The sequence below is a fragment of the Streptomyces sp. NPDC059452 genome (assembly GCF_042750035.1).
Classification (GTDB): Bacteria; Actinomycetota; Actinomycetes; order Streptomycetales; family Streptomycetaceae; genus Streptomyces.
On the sequence record NZ_JBHYVE010000003.1, the window covers coordinates 449,233 to 470,548 of the forward strand.

Genomic DNA, 21,316 nt, shown 5'->3' on the forward strand with positions numbered 1-21,316 from the left:
ACGTGCGGGGGCCACCCGGCACGGAGGAAGCCGACCGGGAAGCGGCGGGGGAACCGCGCTTCGGGGGATGAGAAGAAGGGTGGGTGAGGGGCGTGGACGTCTTCATCGCGGTGCTGTTCTCTGTGGGGGTCCTGGTGGGCCTGGTGGTGTTCCTGGTGCGGGTGAGCAGCGTCAAGAGCGGTCCGTCCCGGCCGGGCGCCAAGCGCCGGGCCTCTACGGGGGGCGCGGGCGACGGGGGTGGCGGCGCGTCCTGCGGCTCCGGTGACTCGTCGTGCGGCGGCGGTGGCGGTGGTGGCTGCGGTGGGGGCAGCTGAGCGGGGGCAGTTGAGCGGGGCCCGCGGCTGTGACCGGCAGTGACCCGGCGGCAGGGCGCCCGGAGGGTGAACTCCCTTCGGGCGCCCTGTCGTTGAGCCACGCAGGCGAGAATGGTTGAACAGTTGAACTGGGCTGCCCCCGAGGGGATGGAAACCCCGTCAAGTTGGGTAAAAACGCTGCGAGTGCGGCGTACTTCGTGATTCCCTCGTTGAAGAGAACATTCAGCCCTCGGACCCCAGTTGGACCAGATCGGGCGCTCCCCTCCTCCCACGCGCATGCTCCGGGGACGTCCGCTGTCCATGTGTCCATGTGTGTTTGCGGAGCCGACCCATGCTCACCACCCTCCAGACGGCCTATTCCGATACCCGCGCCGCCGACCTGGCCTGGACCCTGGGCCGGGAGCCGCTTCCCGCCCTCGCGGTCCTCGATCTCCAGCTCGGTGGCGCCGAACTCCAGTTGAGGCTGCTCGGCGCCTCGCACCAGGTCCTTCTCCGGGAGGACCGCGGGGACTGCTCCGAGACCGTTGCCTGCATGCCCGGCAGCAGCACACCCCTTCCCCTCGGCGTCGCGAAGCGGCTCGGGGACTGGGAGTACGAGTTCGCCGCCCGCGTCGAAACGCTGACGCAGGGGCAGTTCGCCGGGCGGGCGCAGGAGCTGCTCGCGCTCGTGAGCGACCACCCGCACGGCCTTGCGGGCACCTTCCCCGGCAGCCCGTACGCCTTCACCGCGATGCTCGCCCAGCGTATCGAGGGCCAGGTGCGGTGGCGCACCTGGCACGCGTACCCGCAGGAAGGGCAGTTGGTGGTGACGCGGACCCGGGTGGGGGCGCGGATTCCCGCGCCCGCGCTCTGAATCCCTGAATCCCGTGCCCGCGCCCCGATGTCCGTGCCTGTGCCACGCGGGGTGCGGCCGGGGCCGGGTGCCTCCCGGCCGCTCCACCACTTACACCCGTGTGGGTGACAGGCGGCGACGAGGCAGTGACGTAGCGTTCGCAGCATGATCGACCAGCAGGTGTCGCTGCGAGGGGGCGCGGCGCGGCTTCCCGTACGGCCGAGGACGGGCCGGTTCCTCGTGCTGGCCGCCGTCTTCGTCTGCGCGGCCTGCGGACTCGTGTACGAGCTCGAACTGGTCGCGCTCGCCTCCTACTTGATCGGCGACTCGGTCACCCAGGCCTCCGTCGTGCTCTCCGTGATGGTCTTCGCGATGGGCATCGGATCGCTCCTCGCGAAACGTTTGCGCTGCCACGCCGCCGTCGGCTTCGGGCTGATCGAGGCGGCCCTCGCGCTGATCGGTGGCTCCTCGGCGCTCGTGCTGTACGCGTCGTTCGCCTGGCTCGGTGAGTCGCGGTACGCCCTGGTCGGGTTCTCGCTGGCGATCGGGGTGCTGATCGGCGCGGAGATCCCGCTGCTGATGACGCTGATCCAGAGCGTCGACCGGCAGGAGGAGGGCGAGGCGGTGGCCGACCTCTTCGCCGCCGACTACGTGGGCGCGCTCGTCGGCGGGCTGGCCTTTCCCTTCCTCCTGCTGCCGATGCTGGGGCAGCTCACCGGCGCCCTCTTCACCGGCGTGGTCAACGCGGTGGCCGGCGGGGCGCTGGTCCTGTGGGTGTTCCGGCGCGACCTCACCCCGCGCTCCCGTCGGCTCCTCGTCCTGGTCAACCTCTCGGTGATCGCGGTCCTGGCCACCGCCACGTTCCTGGTGGACGACTTCGAGCGGGCGGCGCGGCGGGCGGTCTACGGGGACCAGGTGCGGGTCGCCGTGCAGACCGGGGTACAGGAGGTCGTCCTCACCGGGACCGACCGCGATTCGCTCGGCCTCTACCTGGACGGCCGGCTCCGGGTCAGCGCCCGCGACGAGCACCGCTACCACGAGGCGCTGGTGCACCCCGCGATGAACGGCCCCCGCGCCCGGGTGCTCGTCCTGGGCGGCGGCGACGGGCTCGCCGCCCGCGAGGTGCTCCGCTACGGGGACGTCCGCTCGGTCACCGTCGTCGAGATCGACCCCGCCGTCACCCGGCTGGCCCGTACCGACCCCGCGCTCTCCGAGCTCAACGGCCAGGCTTACCGCGATCCGCGCCTCACGGCCGTCGGCGCGGACGCGTTCACCTGGCTGCGGGCCGACCGCCACCGGTACGACGTGGTGATCTCCGACCTGCCGGACCCGGGGATCACGGCCAGTACGAAGCTGTACTCCGCCGAGTTCTACGGGCTGATCGCCGAGGCCCTGGCCCCGCGGGGGCGGCTCGTGGTGCACGCGGGGCCGCCGGGGGTCCGGCCGCGGACCTTCTGGACGGTGGAGGCCTCGGTACGGGCCGGGGGCCTCGTGACCCGCCCGTACCGTATCCCCGCCCGTCCCTCCGGCCCCACCGCCCTCGACCGCCCCTCCGGTTTCACCGCGAGCCCCGACCGCCTCGGCTCCGCGGACCGGCCCCCGGAGGACTGGGGCTTCCTCCTGGCGGGGGCGGGGGCGCGGGCGGGGGCGGTGGCGGAGCCGGGGCTGGCCGCCGGGGCGCCCGCACTGCGCTCACTGGGGGAGTGGGAGCTACGGGAGGGAGCCCGGGCGGCGGACGGGCTGCGGCTGCCGGGGCAGGCGCCGTCCACGTTGATCCACCCGAGGTATTGGGAGGATGCGTGAGGGGGAGGGGGCAGTTTGACGACAGGCCCTGGGGCTCCTGGGGAGCCGCCGGGCGTGTGGAAGCCCTGACGTGCGGGCCGGGGCCGATTAGGCTCGGTTGCCATGGAGCATCAGGTGTTCGTTCCGGTCCCGGTCCCGGCCCTGCGGCGCACGCTGGGCGACCCCCGCCGTGTCGCCCGCTGTGTACCGGGCCTCCAGCAGGACGCCGACGCGTCGGCCTCGCCCCTCGCGGGCCGCCTCAAGTTCCGGGCCGGCGGCCACACCATCACGTACCGGGGTGAGCTGAAGCTCTCCGGCCCGGAGGACGAGCGCTTCTCGGTGACCGGGGAGGGCGTGGAGGCCCGGGGGACCGGTGCGGTGAAGCTGGCCCTGACCATCGGCCTCACGGAGACGGACGGCGGGACCACGCTCGCCTACAGCGGTACGGCGAGCGGGGACGGCCGGCTGGTCGAGCTGGAGGAGGGCGCCGCGCTCGCGGCGGCCCAGCGGCTCCTGGACCGCTTCACCCAGCAGCTGGTGACGGAGACGCTGGCGGCACACGAGGAGGCCGGTGCCGATGCCGGTGCCGCTGCTGAGGACGGCGCTGATGCTGGTGCCGCTGCGGATACCGGTACGGATGACCGTACGGAAGCCGGTTCCGCCGCCGACGAACCCGACCCCGGCTCCGACATCCCCGGCTCCGACGTCCCCGCCGCCGACGAACCCGGCTCCGTCTTCGACTCGCCCGTCCCCCCGCCCGCCCTCGACCCCGTCGCCGGAGTGGAGTTCACCGTCCCCGACGAACCGCCCGCCGAGGCCGCGCACGCCCGCCGGACCATGATCGGGCGCAGTGCGGAGGAGGTCGACCACGCGCCCCCGCGCGGCCGGTACGCCCCCGTGCCCTCGCCGGACGCGGGCGGTGCGCGCAGCACCCTGCGTTGGGTAGCCCCGGCGGCCGCCCTCGCGCTCGCCTCCGCCGTGGTGCTGGGCCGGGCGTTGCGGCGCCGGAGGTAGGGGGCCCGATCCGGCCGGACCGGCGGGACACTCCTGCGGGCCGACAGTAGGGTCGTCGGGTGAGCAGTAGCGAAGAGAACGTCAGGCTGAGTGCCGGCGACGCCGAGTTGACCGTCCACCCCGCCCACGGCTGCCGGATCAGCAGCCTGCGGATCGGCTCCACCGAACTGCTGCGCCAGGGCGAGCGGTACGGCTGCTTCCCCATGGTTCCCTGGTGCGGGCGTACCGGGTACGGGGAGTTCCGTAACGGCGACGCCTCCCACCAACTGCCCCTGAACTCCCCGCCGCACGCCATCCACGGCACCGGCCGGGACACCTCCTGGCTGACCGCCCTCGCGGACAAGGCGCAGGCGGCCTTCTACTACGACCTCGCCGAGCCCTGGCCGTACCCGGGCCGGGTGACCCAGACCTTCGAGCTGACCGAGGACACGCTGACCCTCGGCCTCGCCGTGGAGACGTACGGCGACTCCTTCCCGGCCCAGGCGGGCTGGCACCCCTGGTTCCACCGCAGCCTCGGGGACGGCCGGGACGCCGAGCTCTCCTTCGACGCCGCCTGGCAGGAGGAGCGCGGCGGCGACCACCTGCCGACCGGCCGCCGCATCGACCCCGTACCCGGACCGTGGGACGACTGCTTCGGGATGCCCGACGGCGTCGAGGTCAAGCTCACCTGGCCGGAGCGGCTGGAGCTGACGGTGAAGAGCCGCAGCGAGTGGGTCGTGATCTACGACGAGCAGGACGAGGCGGTCTGCGTTGAGCCGCAGTCCGGCCCGCCGAACGGGCTGAACACCGCGCCTCGGCTGGTCACCCCGATCGACCCGCTGGAGATCACGACGACCTGGAGCTGGGCGCGGCTCTGAGGCGGGCGTGCGACGCGGCTCCGAGGCGGGGCGTGCTCCGGGCGTTTCGGCATGCGCTTACCCTCGTGGACATGACTGACGTACGCGCTGACCTGCTCCAGCAGATCAAGGACAAGGCCGTGGTGCACGGCAAGGTGACCCTCTCCTCGGGTCTGGAAGCCGACTGGTACATCGACCTGCGCCGGATCACCCTGGACGGCAAGGCCGCGCCGCTGGTCGGCCAGGCCATGCTGGACGCCACCGCCGAGCTGGACTACGACTGCGTGGGCGGGCTGACGCTGGGCGCCGACCCGGTCGCCACCTCGATGCTGCACGCCTCCGCCGCGCGGGGTAAGAGCCTGGACGCGTTCGTGGTCCGCAAGGCGCAGAAGGCGCACGGGATGCAGCGCCGGATCGAGGGCACCGATGTGAAGGGCCGCCGCTGCCTGGTGGTCGAGGACACCTCCACCACCGGCGGTTCGCCGCTGACCGCCGTCGAGGCCGTACGGGAGGCGGGTGGCGAGGTCGTCGCCGTCGCCGTGATCGTCGAGCGGGGCGCCGCTCCGGCCATCGCGGAGGCCGGTCTGCCCTACGTCCAGGTCTACTCGGTGGCCGACCTCGGTCTCGCCTGAGCCGGATCGCTATATCGGGCAGGGCGGACTGTTTCACGTGAAACAGGGTCCGCCGGGTGGAGCCGAAGGGAGAGTCTGGGAAGATGGGGGCGACGATGACGTCGCCCCCAGGTCAGGGACCAGCCTGCACATCCGCACATCCCAAGGAGCGGTCAGATGCCCATCGCAACCCCCGAGGCTTACGCCGAGATGCTCGACCGGGCAAAGGCGGGCAAGTTCGCCTACCCGGCCATCAACGTCACCTCGACGCAGACCCTGCACGCCGCCCTGCGCGGCTTCGCGGAGGCCGAGAGCGACGGCATCGTCCAGATCTCCACGGGCGGTGCGGAGTTCCTGGGCGGCCAGTACAACAAGGACATGGTGACGGGCGCGGTCGCCCTGGCCGAGTTCGCGCACATCGTCGCCGCCAAGTACGACGTCACCGTCGCGCTGCACACGGACCACTGCCCCAAGGACAAGCTGGACGGTTACGTACGTCCGCTGCTCGCCGTCTCCGCCGAGCGCGTCGCCAAGGGTCTGAACCCGCTGTTCCAGTCCCACATGTGGGATGGCTCGGCCGAGACCCTCGCCGACAACCTGGCCATCGGCCAGGAGCTGCTGGCCCAGGCCGCCGCCGCGAAGATCATCCTTGAGGTCGAGATCACCCCGACCGGCGGCGAGGAGGACGGTGTCACGCACGAGATCAACGACGAGCTGTACACGACCGTCGACGACGCGCTGCGCACCGCCGAGGCGCTCGGCCTGGGCGAGAAGGGCCGCTACCTGCTGGCCGCCTCCTTCGGCAACGTCCACGGTGTCTACAAGCCGGGCAACGTCGTGCTTCGCCCCGAGCTGCTGAAGGACCTCCAGGCGGGCGTCTCCGAGAAGTACGGCAAGCCGGCCGGCAGCCAGCCGTTCGACTTCGTCTTCCACGGCGGTTCGGGCTCCACCGCCGAGGAGATCGCCACCGCGCTGGAGAACGGCGTCGTCAAGATGAACCTCGACACCGACACCCAGTACGCCTTCACCCGTCCGGTCGCGGACCACATGTTCCGTAACTACGACGGTGTCCTGAAGGTCGACGGCGAGGTCGGCAACAAGAAGACCTACGACCCGCGCACCTGGGGCAAGGCCGCCGAGGCCGGTATGGCCGTGCGCGTCACCGAGGCATGCGCGAACCTGCGCTCCACGGGTACGAAGCTGAAGTAACCACGCCGTCAGTACGGTACGGATGACGGATGTACGGCGTCGGGCCCGGTTCCCCTCCAGGGGGCCGGGCCCGTTGCTGTGCCGAGAGCGACGAGCAACGCGAGCAAGGAGGGCCACCCGTGGCCGAGCAGCAGCACGAACCGTACGACTTCGACGCCGTTGTCGACCGCCGGGGCACCTGGTGCGTCCAGTGGGACGGGGTCGCCGACCGGTTCGGGGTCGACGGGCTGCTGCCCTTCACCATCTCCGACATGGACTTCGCCACCGCCCCCGAGGTGCTGGACGCGCTGCGGGCCCGGGTGGAGCACGGCGTCTTCGGCTACACCACCTGGCAGCAGGACGACTTCCGCTCGGCCATCGCGCACTGGTACGCCACCCGGTACGGCACCGAGATCGACACCGGGCAGCTCGTCTACGGCCCGTCCGTCCTCAGCCAGCTCTCCCAGCTCCTCCAGATGTGGACGGGGGAGGGGGACGGGGTCGTCGTCCACACCCCTACGTACGACGGTTTCCGCAAGGCGGTCACCGGGCTCGGGCGGGAGCTGCGCGGGGTGCCGGTGGGGGACTGGGAGGCGCTGGAGCGGGAGCTGTCCCGGGCGGACGCGAAGGTTCTGGTCCTCTGTTCGCCGCACAATCCGACCGGGCGGGTCTGGACGGGCGCCGAGCTGACCCGGATGGCGGAGCTGTCGGAGCGGTACGGGGTGGCTGTGGTCAGCGACGAGATCCATGCGGACTTCGTGCACGAGGGGTACGTCCATGTGCCGTGGACGCGGGTGACGGGGGCCGGTCGCTGGGCGGTCGTCTCCTCCGGGTCGAAGGCCTTCAACTTTCCCGCGCTGACCGGTTCGTACGGGCTCATCGGTGATCCCGCCGACCGGGCGGAGTATCTGCGGCGGATGCAGACGGCGGAGGGGCTGGCGTCTCCGGCCGTCCTGTCGCTGACCGCGCACATCGCGGCGTACCGGGAGGGCGGCCCGTGGCTGGACGCGGTGCGGGGGTATGTGGCGGGGAATCTGGCGTACGTCGCGGAGCGGCTCGCCGCGGATCTGCCCGAGCTGGGGTGGGAGCCACCGCAGGCCGGGTACCTGGCGTGGATCGACCTGCGGGGGGCGGGGGTGGTGGACGACGAGGCGTTGCAGCGGGTGCTGGTGGAGCGGGAGAAGGTGGCGATCATGGGCGGTGCGGTTTATGGGGCGCCGGGGTTTGTGCGGCTGAATGTGGGGTGCCCTCGGGGGAAGGTCGAGGTGGGGGTGGAGGCGTTGGTGCGGGCCGTGCGGGTGGTTCGGGCCGTGTGAGCCCTGCGGCGGTCGGTGGTGTTCGGGGGTGCTGCCCCCGGTCCCCCGCTCCTCAATCGCCGGAGGGGCTTATTTGTGCGGGCCCAGTTCCCGGGCGAGGTCTCCTTGATCGCTGGAGGGGCTTGTTGCGCGGGCCCAGTTCCCGGGTGGGGCGTCCTCGATTGCTGGAGGGGCTTGTTGTGCGGGCCGAGTTCCCGGGTGGGGTCTCCTCGATCGCTGGAGGGGCTTGATTGGGGCAGGCTGGCCCCATGGCCGCTGCCCCCTCCGCCCCCGGGGAGATCCGGGTCGTCTCGCCCGTCGGGCGGTGGGTCGTGCTCACCACCGTGCTCGGGTCCGGGATGGCGATGCTCGACTCCACCGTCATCAACGTCGCCCTGCCCCGCATCGGCGCCGACCTCGACACCGATCTCGCCGCGCTCCAGTGGACCGTCAACGCGTACATGCTCACCCTCGCCGGGCTGATCCTGCTGGGCGGGGCGCTCGGGGACCGGTACGGGCGGCGGCGGGTGTTCGTGGTGGGGGTGGTGTGGTTCGCCGCCGCCTCGCTGCTCTGCGGGATCGCGCCGAACGCAGGGGTCCTCATCGCCGCCCGCGCCCTTCAGGGGGTCGGCGGGGCGCTGCTCACTCCGGGGTCCCTCGCGCTCATCCAGGCCAGTTTCCATCCGGACGACCGGGCGCGTGCCGTGGGCCTCTGGTCCGGGTTCGGCGGGGTCGGGGCGGCCGTGGGGCCGTTCGTGGGCGGGTGGCTCGTCGACGGGCCCGGGTGGCGGTGGGTCTTCCTGCTCAACCTGCCGCTCGCCGCGATCTGCGTACCCGTCGCCCTCCGCCACGTACCGGAGTCACGCGATCCGGCGGCGCACGGCCGGTTCGACGTGCTGGGGGCCGCGCTCGGGGCGCTCGCGCTGGCGGGGGTGACGTACGCGCTGATCGAGGCGCCGGGGCGGGGCGCCTCGCCGGTGGTGATCGGAGCGGCGCTCGGCGGGCTGCTGCTCGGGGTGGCGTTCGTGCTGGTGGAGCAGCGGCGGGCCGATCCGATGCTGCCGCCGTCGATCTTCCGCTCCCGGCTCTTCACCTCGGTCAACCTGGTGACCTTCTGCGTCTACGCGGCCCTCGGCGGCTTCTTCTTCCTCTCCGCCATCCAGCTCCAGGTGGTCGCCGGGTACTCGGCGCTCGGGGCCGGTACCGCGCTGCTGCCCACCACGGTGCTCATGCTGCTGTTCTCCGCCTGGTCGGGGGAGCTGGGGCGGCGGATCGGGCCGCGCATCCCGCTCACGGTGGGGCCGCTGCTGGCCGCCGCCGGGATGCTCCTGATGCTGCGGGTGGGGGCGGACAGCGCTTCCTTCGGCTCGTACGTGAGCGAGGTGCTGCCCGCCGTCCTCGTGCTCGGTGCCGGGCTCGTCGTGGTCGTGGCCCCGCTCACCGCGACGGTCCTGGCCGCCGTGGACACGGGGAAGGCCGGGCTGGCCAGCGGGATCAACAACGCGGCCGCCCGTGCCGCCGGGCTGATCGCGGTGGCCGCGCTGCCGCTGCTCGCCGGGATGGGGCCGGAGGCGTACCGGGACGCGGGCGAGTTCGCCGCGACCTTCCGGCGGGCGATGCCGATGTGTGCCGGGCTGCTGGTGGCGGGCGCGGTCCTCGCCTGGTGGACCGTTCGCACCCCGGCGGCCCCCGCCACCCCGAAGGAGGAGCGGCCCGAGTGCACCGTCCACTGTGGGGTGGTGGCCCCACCGCTGGAGCCGGAGCGGGAACGGTGAGCCCTTCCCCGGGTACGCGAGCGACAAGGCCGACATCGGCGCAGCACCCGCGCCCCGCTCCAGGCACACTTGATCCATGTCCATCCACGAGAACCTTCTCGGGGGCCCCGCCCCGACCCACCTCCCCGACGACCCCGAGCCGCGCGAGCTGCTCGCCGCCGGCACCCCGCCCGCCGAGGTCGCCGCGAAGTACCCCACCTCCTCGCTCGCCTGGGCGCAGCTCGCCGACGAGGCGTACGAGGGCGGCCGGGTCATCGAGTCGTACGCGTACGCCCGTACCGGCTACCACCGCGGCCTCGACGCCCTGCGCCGGGCCGGCTGGAAGGGCCACGGCCCCGTACCGTTCGAGCACGAGCCGAACCGCGGCTTCCTCCGCGCCCTGCACGCCCTGGCCCGGGCCGCCGGGTCCATCGGGGAGACCCAGGAGCACGAGCGCTGCTCGACCTTCCTGCGCGACTCCTCGCCGACCGCCGCCGACATCCTGAGCTGAGCAGTCTTCTCCTGAGCCGCCTCCCCGCCCACGCGCACCGGGCGGGGAGCGGCTTAGTATGCGAGCAGGGGACCGGAGCCCATCACCTCATGGAAGGGGCGGACCGCTACCCGGAAGCTCGTGTCGAGGAGACAGCGATGTCGACCAATCACCCCGACCCCGAAGCCACCGGTGCGGACACCCCGTACCTGGACTTCGCGGGAACGACTCCGTACGAGGACTATGTCCAGGCGGACGTCCTGACCCACCTCCAGCACCTCCGCTCGGACGACCCCGGCGAGATGGTCTTCCTGGTCACCACCCAGGTCATGGAGCTGTGGTTCACGGTCATCGTCCATGAGTGGGAGACCGCCACCCGCGCCCTGCGCGAGGACCGCATACCGGTCGCGCGCGACGCCCTGAAGCGGTCGCTGCGCGAGCTGGAGGCGCTGAACGACTCCTGGCGGCCGCTGGCCGGACTCACCCCCGCCCAGTTCAACTCCTACCGGGGCTCGCTCGGCGAGGGCTCCGGGTTCCAGTCCGCGATGTACCGGCGGATGGAGTTCCTGCTCGGCGACAAGTCCGCCTCCATGCTGGTGCCGCACCGGGGCGCGCCCCGCGTGTACGCCGAGCTGGAGAAGGCGCTCGGCGAGCCCAGCCTGTACGACGAGACGCTCGCCCTGCTGGCCCGGCGCGGGTACGCGATCCCCGAGGCCGTGATCACCCGGGACCTGACCCAGCGGTACGTTCCCTCGCCCGAGGTCGAGGCGGTGTGGGCGCAGATCTACGGCTCCGAGGACCAGAACGACGAGCTGGTGCGCCTCGGCGAGCTGCTGACCGACGTCGGCGAGCTCGTCTGGCGATGGCGCAACGACCATCTCGTCGCCACCCGGCGCGCCATGGGCTCCAAGACCGGTACCGGCGGCTCCGCCGGGGTGGCCTGGCTGGAGAAGCGCGCCACGAAGAACGTGTTCCCCGAGCTGTGGACGGCGCGCAGCCATGTCTGAGACCTCACGGGAAGACCTCCGGCAGCGGGCACTGGGACTCGACGCCGCCGATCCGCTCGCCGCGCGGCGCAAGCTCTTCGTCCTCGACGACGGCGTCTACCTCGACGGCAACTCGCTCGGCGCGCTGCCCGTCCACGTCCCCGCCCGGGTGCAGGACGTCCTCACCCGGCAGTGGGGCGAGCTGCGCATCCGGTCCTGGGGCGAGAGCGGCTGGTGGACCGCGCCCGAGCGGATCGGCGACCGGATCGCCCCGCTCGTCGGGGCCGCCGCCGGGCAGATCGTCGTCGGCGACTCGACCAGCGTGAACGTCTTCAAGGCCGTCGTCGCGGCCACCCGCCTCGCTTCCCTCCGGGGCGGGGAGCCGTCCCGCGTGGGTGAGGGTCCGTCCCTCGCGGACGGGGAGCCTTCCCGCGCGGCCGGGGATCCGTCCCTCGTGGACGGGGTACGCGACGAGATCCTGGTTGACGCCACGACGTTTCCCACGGACGGGTACATCGCCGCCTCCGCCGCCCGGCTCACCGGCCACCGGATCGTGCCCGTCGACCCCGCCGACGTACCGGCCGCGCTCGGCCCCCGTACGGCCGCCGTCCTCCTCAACCAGGTGGACTTCCGTACGGGACGGCTGCACGACCTGCCCGGTCTGACCGCCGCCGTGCACGCGGCGGGCGCGATCGTCGTCTGGGACCTCTGCCACAGCGCGGGCGCGCTGCCGGTCGGACTGGACGAGCACGGGGTGGACCTCGCGGTCGGCTGCACCTACAAGTACCTGAACGGCGGCCCCGGCTCGCCCGCGTACCTGTACGTCGCCGAGCGCCACCAGTCCGCCTTCGACTCCCCGCTGCCGGGCTGGAACTCGCATGCCGACCCGTTCGGCATGACCTCCGACTACGCCCCGGCGGACGGTTCCGTACGGGGCCGGGTCGGCACGCCCGACATCGTCTCCATGCTCACGCTGGAGGCGGCGCTGGACGTGTGGGACGGGGTCTCCGTGGACGCCGTCCGGGCCAAGTCGCTGGCCCTGACGGACTTCTTCCTGGAGTGCGTCGAGGCGTACGTACCGGCGGGCCGGGTCACCTCGCTCACCCCGGCCGCACACGCCGAACGCGGCAGTCAGGTCGCCCTGCGCTGCGCCGAGGCCGAGCCCGTGATGCGCCGGCTCATCGAGCGGGGCGTCGTGGGCGACCTGCGGCGGCGGCCCGATGTGCTGCGGTTCGGTTTCACCCCGTTGTACGTCGGGTTCGCCGACGCGGAACGGGCGGCTCGGGTCCTGGCCGAGGTGCTCGACGAGGTACCGGCCGCCTGACGTGCCGTCAGGCGGTGTACGACCGGGCGGGGGCGGTGCCGATGACTGGTACCGTCCCCGCAGGTCAACCCAGTTGGGCAACTGGCACAGGTACAGGACACAGGCATAGGACGGTTGAGCAGCATGTCGGATTCTGCCGCGCGTGATCGGGACGCAGCCGAGAGCGCATCGGCGTTCGCGCATCCCGTGGTCGCCCCCGACCGGACCGTCGCCTACGGGGACCACCCCGACCAGGTCGTCGACTTCTACGCCCCGCGCGACGGACGCACCGGCGCCCCCCTCGTCGTCCTGCTGCACGGCGGCGCCTGGCGGGCCCGCTACGACCGGGCGCACCTCTCCCCGCTCGCGGACTTCCTGGCCCGGCGGGGGTTCGCCGTGGCGAACGTGGAGTACCGGCGCGGTGGCGAAGAGGGCGGCCGGGCGCCCGGTGCCGAGCCCCTCGCGGGGCGCTGGCCCGAGACCTTCGACGATGTGGCCGCCGCGCTCGACGCCGTACCGGCCCTGGCCGCCCGGGAGCTTCCGGAGGCCGACGTACGCCGGGTCGTGGTCGCCGGGCACTCGGCGGGCGGTCACCTCGCGCTCTGGGCGGCGGCACGGCACGTCCTGCCCGAGGGGTCGCCGTGGCACCTGCCCGCCCCGCCGCCGCTGCGCGGGGTCGTCGCGCTGGCCCCGATCGCGGACTTCACCACGGCGGTGGAGCTGGCGGTGTGCGGCGGCGCGGTCACCCAACTCGTCGGAGAGGGAGCGGAGTTCGAGGAGCGGGCCGCCCACGCCGACCCCGGCCTCCTGCTGCCCACCGGCATCGCCACCGCGATCGTCCACGGCGAGGAGGACACCGAGGTCCCGCTGGCCGTCTCGGAGGCGTACGTCGACGCGGCGGCGAAGTCCGGCGAGACGGTCGGGCTGACGCTGCTCGGCGATGTCGGGCACTTCCCGCTGATCGACCCCGCCGCCGACGCCTGCGCGATCGTGGCGGAGGAGATCACCCAGCTCGCGTGGTGAGGGAGAAACCGTCTCCGCGACGGGCTTGATTGCGGACAGGAGCTGACCGCAAGGGTCCCTAAGTTGGGTGTTGTCGAACCGAACGAAGGAGACCCGCAATGACGATCCTGGTGACCGGAGCCACGGGAACGGTCGGCCGTCGAGTGGTCGAGCAGCTGCTGGAGCGCGGCGAGCACGTCCGGGCCGTGACGCGCGACCCGGCGCGCGCGGAGTTCCCGGCGGGCGTCGACGTCGTGCGCGGCGACCTCGCCGACCCGGCCTCGCTGGTGAGCGCGCTGGAGGGGGCGACCGGGCTGCACCTGATCACCTTCGACGGCGGTCTCTTCGCCCCGCTGGAGACCGGCGAGGAGATCATGGAGCTGGCCCGCGCGGCGGGGGTGCGCAGGGTGACCGTGCTCAACGGGGGCGGGGACACCCCGATGGAGACCGCGGTGCGGGCGAGCGGGCTCGCGTGGACCGTCGTCATGCCGGTCGAGTTCATGGCGAACGCCCTGGAGTGGGCGCCCGGCATCAAGGCCGAGGGCGTCGTCCGTGAGCCCTTCACCGACCGGCTGAGCGCGATGGTCCACGAGTCCGACATCGGCGCGGTCGCGGCGACGGCGCTCACCGAGGACGGCCACGGCGGTCAGGTCTACCTGATCACCGGACCGCAGGCGCTGACCGTCGGCGACAAGGTGGCGGCGGTCGCGGAGGCGCGGGGCCAGGGGATCGAGCTGGTCGAGCTCACCGAGGAGGAGGCGCTGACCGGGTGGCGGGCCAAGGGGATGCCCGAGGACGTGATCGGGTTCCTGATCGAGGTCTACCGGGACACCCCGCCGGAGGGCAGGACCGTGATCGACACGGTCGAGAAGGTCACCGGACGCCCGGCCCGGACCTTCGCGCAGTGGGCCGAGGAGCACGCGGAGTTCTTCCGCGCGTGACTCGCGGAGGGCTCTTCGGGGGCGGGCGGAGGGCTTCCGTCCGTGCCCCCGAACCCTCCGGCAGGCGGGCGGACGGCCGGCGCGTAGTACTTGAGGCGGATACCTCGGAATCCGCATCGGTACTGACGACCGGCCCTCCGCCGCCGCCTACCGTTGAAGCGTGACCGAGACCCAGACGAAGAACCGAAGCCCGGAGTTCAGGGCGGCCGCCGGTGCGATGGACGGCCTGCGGGAAGACCTGTTCCGTGAGGCGTTCGCCTACCGCCCGATGCCGCCGCTCTCGCCGGAGGGGCGGGTCATACGGCGGCTGCCCGAGGGGCTGCGGCGGTTCGCCGTCTGGACCCCGCACGCCCTGGTGCTGTTCGCCGCCCTGATCGTGATGCTGGCCGGGTTCTCCAGCTGGCAGTTCCGGCTCCTGGTGGGGCTGGTGCCCGCGATCGCCGTCGCGATGACCCTGGTCAGGCCGGTCGCCGCGTTCTGGGGCTCGATGGCCGCGACCCTCTTCTGCGCGATCCTGGGCAGCGACGGGCTGGCGCCCAACGCCCTGGCCGGGCAGGTCGTGGTCCTGGTGGTCGTGGCCGCCCGGACCCGGCCTCGTACCGCCGCCTGGATGTGGCTGCTGACCCTGCTGTTCGGGGTGGTGCTGGAGGGCGGCGCCCCGTCCGACACCGCGACCGTGGCCACCCTCTCCGCCTTCGCGCTGCTCATCGTCACCGTGGTCCAGGTCCGGCGCGACGCCGACCGGGAGGTCCGCGACGCCGAACGCGAGGTCACCGTGCAGCGCACCGTCACCGCCGTCGAACGCGACCGGCGCACGCTGCTGGAGGAGCGCACCACCATCGCCCGGGAGCTCCACGACGTGGTGGCCCACCACATGTCGGTCGTCGCCATCCAGGCGGAGGCCGCCCCCTACCGGGTGGAGAACCCGCCGCCCGAGCTGGAGCAGGCTTTCGTCACCATCCGGGAGAACGCGGTGGCCGCCCTCACCGAGCTGCGCCGCGTCCTCGGAGTCGTACGGGCGGAGGACTACGAGGCCCCCGACGCCCCGCAGCCCACCCTCGCCGTGCTCGACGGGCTCCTGGCCAACGTCCGGGACACCGGCCTGGAGACGGAGAAGGTGGTCACCGGAGCCGTCCGCGAGCTGCCCCAGGGCGTCGAGCTGTCGGCGTACCGGATCATCCAGGAAGCCCTCAGCAACACCCTCCGCCACGCGCCGGGCGCCTCGGCCCGGGTCGAGATCGCGTACGTGCTCGGCGGGATCGGGCTGCGCGTCGTCAACGGGCCCCCGACCGGGCCGGTCAAGCCGTCGCCGGGGGCCGGGCACGGGATCACCGGGATGCGGGAGCGGGTCGCGATGCTGAACGGGGTGATGACGGCCGCGGTGACGGAGGACGGCGGGTACGAGGTCACGGCCTTCCTCCCCGTGGCGGTGGCGGAGGAGCCGGCCGAACCGGTCAGGGTCGCTGAGCCGGTCCCCGCGCCCGGAGCCACCGTCGTCCTGGACAAGCTGGACAAGAAGGCGGACCGCACGTGAACGACAGCCGCGCCGACGACATCCGCGCCGACGACGCCCCCGTCAACGACATCCGCGTCCTCATCGTGGACGACCAGATGATGGTCCGCGAGGGCTTCTCCGTGCTGCTCAACGCCATGCCGGGGATCACCGTCGTGGGCGAGGCGGTGGACGGCCGGGAGGCCATCGACAAGGTCGCCGCCCTCTTCCCGGACGTCGTCCTGATGGACATCCGGATGCCCGGGATGAACGGCATCGACGCCACCCGCGAGATCGTCGCGCAGGTCGTGGACGCCAAGGTGCTGGTGCTGACGACGTTCGACCTGGACGAGTACGTGTACCAGGCGCTGCGGGCCGGGGCCTCGGGCTTCCTCCTCAAGGACGCCTCGGCCCGGCAGCTCGCGGACGGCGTACGGGTGGTGGCCTCGGGCGAGGCGCTGCTCGCGCCGACCGTGACCCGGCGGCTGATCACCGAGTTCTCCAAGCTCGCGGAGTCCCCCCGGCCGCCCGCCCTCGCCCGGATCGGGGACCTCACGGAGCGCGAGACGGAGGTGCTCGTCCTGATCGCGCAGGGGCTCTCGAACGCGGAGATCGCCTCGCACCTGATCGTCGCCGAGTCCACGATCAAGACGCACGTCAGCCGCATCCTGGTGAAGCTGGGCCTGCGCGACCGGACGCAGGCGGCGGTGTTCGCGTACGAGGCGAGGCTGGTGACTCCGGGGTAGCGCGGCGGGGTCCGGGTGCGGGCCTCTTGCGGTGGGGGCGGACGCGGGTAGCGTCGGGCCATGCACGTGTCCTTCGATCCCTGGTCGCCCGCCTTCGTCGCCGATCCCTACCCCGCCTACGCCGCCCTGCGCGCCGCCGGCCGGGCGCACTGGTTCGAGCCGACCGGGCAGTGGCTGATCCCGCACCACTCCGACGTATCGGCCCTCCTGCGCGACCGGCGGCTGGGCCGTACGTATCTGCACCGCTTCACCCACGAGGAGTTCGGCCGCACCCCGCCGCCCGCCGCGCACGAGCCGTTCACCACGCTCAACGGGCAGGGGCTGCTCGACCTGGAGGCCCCCGACCACCCCCGCATCCGGCGGCTCGTCTCCAAGGCGTTCACCCCGCGTACGGTCGAGAACCTCGCCCCGACCGTACGGCGGCTGGCTGCCGAACTGGTCGACGCGTTCGTGGCCAGGGGCGGCGGGGACCTGCTTGCGGAGGTCGCCGAACCGCTGCCGGTCGCCGTGATCGCGGAGATGCTGGGCGTGCCGGAGGAGGACCGGGCGCCGCTGCGGCCCTGGTCGGCGGCGATCTGCGGGATGTTCGAGCTGAATCCGTCGGAGGAGACGGCGAAGGCGGCCGTCCGGGCGTCGGAGGAGTTCTCCGCGTATCTGCGCGGGCTCATCGCGGAGCGGCGCACCGCCCCCGGTGACGACCTGATCTCGGCGCTCATCGCCGCCCACGACGAGGGCGAGCGGCTGACCGAGCAGGAGATGGTCTCCACCTGCGTGCTGCTGCTGAACGCGGGCCACGAGGCGACGGTGAACACCACGGTCAACGGGTGGCGCACGCTCTTCCACCACCCGGAGCAACTCGCCGCCCTCCGTGCCGCGCCTGCCTTGCTGCCGACAGCTGTGGAAGAACTCCTGCGCTACGACACCCCGTTGCAGCTCTTCGAGCGGTGGGTGCTGGACGACATCGAGATCGACGGGCAGGTGATCGGGCGGGGCGCGGAGGTGGCGCTGCTGTTCGGCTCGGCCAACCGGGACCCGGAGCGGTTCGCGCACCCGGAGACGCTGGACCTGACCCGGTCGGACAACCCGCACGTGACGTTCGGCGCGGGTATCCACTACTGCCTGGGTGCTCCGCTGGCACGGCTCGAACTGGCGGCTTCCTTCGGGGAGTTGCTGCGGAAGGCGCCCGGGATGCGGCTGGTGGCGGAGCCGGAGTGGCACCCGGGGTACGTGATCCGGGGGCTGAAGGAGCTACGGGTGGAGGTCTAGGGACCCCGTTCAGCAAGGCGGGCCGCAGTCCTCCAGCGACTGCGGGTCGCCCAGCACGTCGAAGCCGTGGCCGAAGGCGGCGATCCCCGCGAGGGCGGCGGCCAGCCCGAGTGCGGGGCGCCACCGGCCCCGTACGAGGGCGAAGACGGCCAGGGCGGCGGTCGCCCCGCCGATGACCATGACGGGCACCCCGAGCAGGAAGACGTACGGGGCGGTCTCGCCCTCGAAGCCGCCGGAGAGGCCTCTCCTCCCGTACGGGAACCAGACCGCGATGCCCGCGAGGGCGCCGAGCACGGCGGCCGCGCAGCCTGCGGTTCCGGTGACGGCGTCTCGTCGGGTCTCCATGTGCGGGGAGACGCCGCCGGGCGCGGGCGCGGTTCCTCAAGCCCCGGGGGCGCCGCCCCCGGACCCCCGCTCCTCAAACGCCGGAGGGGCTGAAAAAGGCGCCCCGCCCCCTCGATGCGGAAGAAGGGCTGAAGGCGGCCCGCCGCCCCGGCGTGAAGGAGGGGCTGAAATGGGGCCCCGCCCCCTCGGCGCGGAAGAAGGGCTGAAGGCGGCCCGCCGCCACGGCGCGAAGGAGGGGCTGAAATGGGGGCCCGACCCCCCGGCGCGGAAGAGGGGCTGAAAAGGCGGCCCGGCTCCCGGCGCGAAGGAGGGGCTGAAGCACCGGCGGAACGTCACGTCAGTGGGTACGACTTCCTGCCCGACGCCTCGTCGATCTCCTCGTGTGCCTTGGTCAGCAGCTTCATCGCCATCTCGTTGAGCGCCCGCGCCCCCGCGATCTCCTCGCCCACCCGCTGCTGGTCCTCGTCCGAGGGGTGGCGGCTGGCGTAGCCGTGGGCGCGTACCTCCGTTCCGTCGGAGAGACGGACGAGGGCCGCGGCGCGCGTGCGGTGCGAGTCCTCCTCGAATTCGAGCTCGACATGCCATCCGACAGCAACCCTGGTCATGACGGTCACCTCCATGGCCGATTCCCGTACGTACCCCTTGTCCCGTACGTACCCCCTATCCCGTACGTGCCGTACGTACCTCTTCAGCGTGCGCCCGTCGTCCCGTCCGCGCTCGCCGGGACCGGCAGCATCAGCCCCCAGGCGCCCGCCCGTACCGTCCAGGTCCGGGTCCGCACCGGGCCGCCGGTCCGTATGTCGGCCCGGTAGCGGAAGTCCGCACCCGAGACGGTGACGGCCTTGGCCTCCGCCGTGACGTCCTCGCCCGCCGAGGTGCGGACGACCACGTCGGCGAGGCCCCCGTCGCCCTGGGAGAGCACCGAGACACCCCGCACGGGCGCGTCCAGGTCGCTCAGCAGCACCCCGTCCGCCTCGACCCGCAGCCGGTACGTGCCCGGGGGCGCGGTGGCGGCGCCCGGGGCCGCCGGGCGGACCAGGGAGGTCACCAGGGAGCGGCAGGTGTCCCAGACGGCCGTGACCCCGGTGTGCGGGGCCCCCGCCCCGGGCGCAGGTATGGGGGCGGGGATGCGGAGGCGGCCGAGCACCACGCCGTCGCTGTCGTCCACCAGCAGGTCCAGGCGGCGCACCGCCCCGTCCAGCGCCGTCCGGGCGGCCGCCACCGCGCCCCGGGGCACACCGAGGGCATGGGCCACCTCCAGGGCGTGCGCGGCCCCCACGGGGATCAGGGAGAGGACGCCCCCGGCGAGCTCCCGCTCCCGGTGGAGCTGGGCCACGGCACGCAGCAGCGCATGGTCGTCGCCGACCACCACCGGGCGGCGCGAACCCCGCCGGGACAGGGCCCGGGCGAACTCCTCCGGGGTGTCCGGAAGGCAGATCTTGGCGCGCGAGCCGGCGCTCAGCACGTCCTTCGCGATCCGGACGGACTCGCCGTCGGTCCGGCGGGCGGCCGGGTCGATGACCACCAGGAGCTGGTCGCCGCCGTCGCCGGGGGGCTCTGCAGCCGACACCTCGGTCCTTCCTCGGGTAGCATCTTGGTGCAAGAGCCCCTTGCGCTATTGCGCCAGGGGCTTCGTCTATTCCGGGGCACCCGGTTCGACGGCTCAGGCTTTGCCGTACATCGTCGTGCGGCAGGTACGACCTTTACGTACGCCCCCTGACCTTGGACATGCCCCGCCCGGAAGGGGTGTACGCCTGTGCCCGCACTTGTGCTGCTCGGTGCTCAGTGGGGTGACGAGGGCAAGGGGAAGGCCACCGATCTCCTCGGTGGATCCGTGGACTATGTCGTGCGATACCAAGGCGGTAACAACGCCGGTCACACGGTCGTCGTGGGCGACCAGAAGTACGCACTGCATCTCCTCCCCTCCGGAATCCTGTCACCGGGCTGTACCCCGGTCATCGGGAACGGTGTCGTGGTCGACCCGGCGGTCCTGCTCTCCGAGCTGAGCGGTCTGAACGAGCGAGGCGTCGACACGTCCAAGCTTCTGATCAGCGGCAACGCTCATTTGATCACTCCGTACAACGTCACGCTCGACAAGGTGAGCGAGCGCTTCCTCGGTAAGCGCAAGATCGGTACGACGGGCCGTGGCATCGGTCCGACGTACGCCGACAAGATCAACCGCGTGGGCATCCGCGTCCAGGACCTGTACGACGAGTCGATCCTGGTGCAGAAGGTCGAGGCCGCCCTGGAGCAGAAGAACCAGCTCCTGGCCAAGGTCTTCAACCGGCGCGCCATCGAGGCGGACCGGATCGTGGAGGAGATGCTCCAGTACGCGGAGCAGATCAAGCCGTACGTCGCCGACACGACGCTGATCCTCAACGATGCGATCGACGAGGGCAAGGTCGTGCTCTTCGAGGGCGGCCAGGGCACCCTGCTCGACGTCGACCACGGCACGTACCCCTTCGTCACCTCGTCGAACCCGACGGCGGGCGGCGCCTGCACCGGTGCCGGTGTCGGCCCGACGAAGATCAGCCGCGTCATCGGCATCCTCAAGGCCTATACGACGCGTGTGGGCGCCGGTCCGTTCCCGACGGAGCTGTTCGACGAGGACGGCGAGGCGCTGCGGCGCATCGGCGGCGAGCGCGGTGTCACCACCGGCCGTGACCGCCGCTGCGGCTGGTTCGACGCCCCGATCGCGCGGTACGCGACCCGGGTCAACGGACTGACCGACTTCTTCCTCACCAAGCTGGACGTGCTCACCGGCTGGGAGCAGATCCCGGTCTGCGTGGCGTACGAGATCGACGGCAAGCGCGTCGAGGAACTCCCGTACAACCAGACCGACTTCCACCACGCGAAGCCGATCTACGAGAACCTGCCGGGCTGGTCCGAGGACATCACCAAGGCCCAGACCTTCGACGACCTGCCGAAGAACGCGCAGGCGTACGTGAAGGCGCTGGAGGAGATGTCGGGCGCACCGATCTCCGCGATCGGCGTCGGCCCCGGCCGGACCGAGACGATCCAGATCAACTCGTTCCTGTAGAACACGCGCCTGTAGAACACGCGCCTGTAGGAACACGAGATTTATATTAATACGGCGGCGGCCTAGAGACTTTTTGTGA

Annotated in this window: 21 protein-coding genes; 18 read left to right on the forward strand and 3 right to left on the reverse strand. The window is 72.4% G+C overall.

Going from position 1 to position 21,316, the window contains the following annotated elements:
* Positions 1 to 83 precede the first annotated feature (83 nt).
* The 17 genes from ACFW9Z_RS07370 (at position 84) to ACFW9Z_RS07450 (ending at position 17,852) form a co-directional block, all read left to right on the forward strand.
* A complete protein-coding gene (locus tag ACFW9Z_RS07370; protein WP_384635690.1) occupies positions 84 to 314 on the forward strand; it encodes a hypothetical protein in 231 nt (76 codons plus the stop codon).
* Positions 315 to 645: 331 nt separating this feature from the next.
* Positions 646 to 1,167, forward strand: coding sequence for a DUF2617 family protein (locus tag ACFW9Z_RS07375; protein ID WP_384635693.1), 522 nt, complete (start codon positions 646 to 648; stop codon positions 1,165 to 1,167).
* A gap of 144 nt (positions 1,168 to 1,311) precedes the next feature.
* On the forward strand, positions 1,312 to 2,949 hold the full coding sequence (locus ACFW9Z_RS07380; protein WP_384635696.1) for a polyamine aminopropyltransferase: 1,638 nt from the start codon (positions 1,312 to 1,314) through the stop codon (positions 2,947 to 2,949).
* A gap of 102 nt (positions 2,950 to 3,051) precedes the next feature.
* Positions 3,052 to 3,942 (forward strand): SRPBCC domain-containing protein, encoded by an 891-nt coding sequence (locus tag ACFW9Z_RS07385; protein ID WP_384635699.1) that lies wholly within the window; start codon positions 3,052 to 3,054, stop codon positions 3,940 to 3,942.
* A gap of 59 nt (positions 3,943 to 4,001) precedes the next feature.
* Entirely contained in the window at positions 4,002 to 4,799 is a 798-nt protein-coding gene (locus ACFW9Z_RS07390; protein ID WP_384635702.1) for an aldose 1-epimerase, read from the forward strand.
* Between the two features lie 71 nt (positions 4,800 to 4,870).
* Complete coding sequence (gene pyrE, locus ACFW9Z_RS07395) at positions 4,871 to 5,410, forward strand: orotate phosphoribosyltransferase (RefSeq protein ID WP_018514123.1); 540 nt, start codon at positions 4,871 to 4,873, stop codon at positions 5,408 to 5,410.
* 156 nt (positions 5,411 to 5,566) lie between these two features.
* Complete coding sequence (gene fbaA, locus ACFW9Z_RS07400) at positions 5,567 to 6,598, forward strand: class II fructose-bisphosphate aldolase (RefSeq protein WP_093690047.1); 1,032 nt, start codon at positions 5,567 to 5,569, stop codon at positions 6,596 to 6,598.
* A gap of 119 nt (positions 6,599 to 6,717) precedes the next feature.
* Complete coding sequence (locus tag ACFW9Z_RS07405) at positions 6,718 to 7,893, forward strand: MalY/PatB family protein (RefSeq protein WP_384635706.1); 1,176 nt, start codon at positions 6,718 to 6,720, stop codon at positions 7,891 to 7,893.
* Between the two features lie 248 nt (positions 7,894 to 8,141).
* Positions 8,142 to 9,647, forward strand: a complete 1,506-nt coding sequence (locus ACFW9Z_RS07410; protein WP_384635709.1) for an MFS transporter — start codon at positions 8,142 to 8,144, stop codon at positions 9,645 to 9,647.
* A gap of 76 nt (positions 9,648 to 9,723) precedes the next feature.
* Positions 9,724 to 10,137 carry a DUF3151 domain-containing protein gene (locus ACFW9Z_RS07415; RefSeq protein ID WP_366388870.1) on the forward strand — a complete coding sequence of 138 codons (414 nt, stop codon included), beginning with the start codon at positions 9,724 to 9,726 and terminating at the stop codon, positions 10,135 to 10,137.
* Positions 10,138 to 10,274: 137 nt separating this feature from the next.
* Positions 10,275 to 11,123, forward strand: a complete 849-nt coding sequence (locus tag ACFW9Z_RS07420; protein ID WP_384635713.1) for a tryptophan 2,3-dioxygenase family protein — start codon at positions 10,275 to 10,277, stop codon at positions 11,121 to 11,123.
* The gene (locus ACFW9Z_RS07425) at positions 11,116 to 12,426 is read left to right on the forward strand and encodes a kynureninase (RefSeq protein ID WP_384635716.1); all 1,311 of its coding nucleotides are present in this window, start codon (positions 11,116 to 11,118) and stop codon (positions 12,424 to 12,426) included. Before ACFW9Z_RS07420 ends, ACFW9Z_RS07425 begins: the two co-directional genes overlap by 8 nt.
* Before the next feature lie 123 nt (positions 12,427 to 12,549).
* Entirely contained in the window at positions 12,550 to 13,428 is an 879-nt protein-coding gene (locus tag ACFW9Z_RS07430) for an alpha/beta hydrolase family protein (RefSeq protein WP_384635719.1), read from the forward strand.
* Positions 13,429 to 13,526: 98 nt separating this feature from the next.
* Positions 13,527 to 14,348: an NAD(P)H-binding protein gene (locus tag ACFW9Z_RS07435; protein WP_384635721.1), complete on the forward strand. Its 822-nt coding sequence runs from the start codon at positions 13,527 to 13,529 to the stop codon at positions 14,346 to 14,348.
* Positions 14,349 to 14,508: 160 nt separating this feature from the next.
* Positions 14,509 to 15,882 (forward strand): sensor histidine kinase, encoded by a 1,374-nt coding sequence (locus tag ACFW9Z_RS07440; protein ID WP_384635724.1) that lies wholly within the window; start codon positions 14,509 to 14,511, stop codon positions 15,880 to 15,882.
* Positions 15,883 to 15,959: 77 nt separating this feature from the next.
* A complete protein-coding gene (locus tag ACFW9Z_RS07445) occupies positions 15,960 to 16,586 on the forward strand; it encodes a response regulator (protein ID WP_384635799.1) in 627 nt (208 codons plus the stop codon).
* A gap of 60 nt (positions 16,587 to 16,646) precedes the next feature.
* The gene (locus tag ACFW9Z_RS07450; protein ID WP_384635727.1) at positions 16,647 to 17,852 is read left to right on the forward strand and encodes a cytochrome P450; all 1,206 of its coding nucleotides are present in this window, start codon (positions 16,647 to 16,649) and stop codon (positions 17,850 to 17,852) included.
* 9 nt (positions 17,853 to 17,861) lie between these two features.
* On the opposite strand, the gene ACFW9Z_RS07455 is transcribed toward ACFW9Z_RS07450, so the two are convergent.
* From ACFW9Z_RS07455 to ACFW9Z_RS07465, 3 genes are all read right to left on the reverse strand, one after another.
* On the reverse strand, positions 17,862 to 18,197 hold the full coding sequence (locus tag ACFW9Z_RS07455; RefSeq protein ID WP_384635730.1) for a hypothetical protein: 336 nt from the start codon (positions 18,195 to 18,197) through the stop codon (positions 17,862 to 17,864).
* A gap of 332 nt (positions 18,198 to 18,529) precedes the next feature.
* Positions 18,530 to 18,802 (reverse strand): DUF1876 domain-containing protein, encoded by a 273-nt coding sequence (locus ACFW9Z_RS07460; RefSeq protein WP_384635733.1) that lies wholly within the window; start codon positions 18,800 to 18,802, stop codon positions 18,530 to 18,532.
* A gap of 83 nt (positions 18,803 to 18,885) precedes the next feature.
* Positions 18,886 to 19,767, reverse strand: a complete 882-nt coding sequence (locus ACFW9Z_RS07465) for a diacylglycerol kinase (RefSeq protein WP_384635735.1) — start codon at positions 19,765 to 19,767, stop codon at positions 18,886 to 18,888.
* A gap of 186 nt (positions 19,768 to 19,953) precedes the next feature.
* On the opposite strand from ACFW9Z_RS07465, the gene ACFW9Z_RS07470 reads away from it, so the two are divergent.
* On the forward strand, positions 19,954 to 21,237 hold the full coding sequence (locus ACFW9Z_RS07470) for an adenylosuccinate synthase (RefSeq protein ID WP_384635738.1): 1,284 nt from the start codon (positions 19,954 to 19,956) through the stop codon (positions 21,235 to 21,237).
* Positions 21,238 to 21,316 lie beyond the last annotated feature (79 nt).

Coding starts and splice junctions, on each gene's coding strand:
- ACFW9Z_RS07375 (WP_384635693.1), top strand. CDS start 646: ATGCTCACCACCCTCCAGACGGCCTATTCCGATACCCGCGCCGCCGAC.
- ACFW9Z_RS07380 (WP_384635696.1), top strand. CDS start 1,312: ATGATCGACCAGCAGGTGTCGCTGCGAGGGGGCGCGGCGCGGCTTCCC.
- ACFW9Z_RS07385 (WP_384635699.1), top strand. CDS start 3,052: ATGGAGCATCAGGTGTTCGTTCCGGTCCCGGTCCCGGCCCTGCGGCGC.
- pyrE (WP_018514123.1), top strand. CDS start 4,871: ATGACTGACGTACGCGCTGACCTGCTCCAGCAGATCAAGGACAAGGCC.
- fbaA (WP_093690047.1), top strand. CDS start 5,567: ATGCCCATCGCAACCCCCGAGGCTTACGCCGAGATGCTCGACCGGGCA.
- ACFW9Z_RS07410 (WP_384635709.1), top strand. CDS start 8,142: ATGGCCGCTGCCCCCTCCGCCCCCGGGGAGATCCGGGTCGTCTCGCCC.
- ACFW9Z_RS07415 (WP_366388870.1), top strand. CDS start 9,724: ATGTCCATCCACGAGAACCTTCTCGGGGGCCCCGCCCCGACCCACCTC.
- ACFW9Z_RS07420 (WP_384635713.1), top strand. CDS start 10,275: ATGTCGACCAATCACCCCGACCCCGAAGCCACCGGTGCGGACACCCCG.
- ACFW9Z_RS07425 (WP_384635716.1), top strand. CDS start 11,116: ATGTCTGAGACCTCACGGGAAGACCTCCGGCAGCGGGCACTGGGACTC.
- ACFW9Z_RS07430 (WP_384635719.1), top strand. CDS start 12,550: ATGTCGGATTCTGCCGCGCGTGATCGGGACGCAGCCGAGAGCGCATCG.
- ACFW9Z_RS07435 (WP_384635721.1), top strand. CDS start 13,527: ATGACGATCCTGGTGACCGGAGCCACGGGAACGGTCGGCCGTCGAGTG.
- ACFW9Z_RS07445 (WP_384635799.1), top strand. CDS start 15,960: ATGATGGTCCGCGAGGGCTTCTCCGTGCTGCTCAACGCCATGCCGGGG.
- ACFW9Z_RS07450 (WP_384635727.1), top strand. CDS start 16,647: ATGCACGTGTCCTTCGATCCCTGGTCGCCCGCCTTCGTCGCCGATCCC.
- ACFW9Z_RS07455 (WP_384635730.1), bottom strand. CDS start 18,197: ATGGAGACCCGACGAGACGCCGTCACCGGAACCGCAGGCTGCGCGGCC.
- ACFW9Z_RS07460 (WP_384635733.1), bottom strand. CDS start 18,802: ATGACCAGGGTTGCTGTCGGATGGCATGTCGAGCTCGAATTCGAGGAG.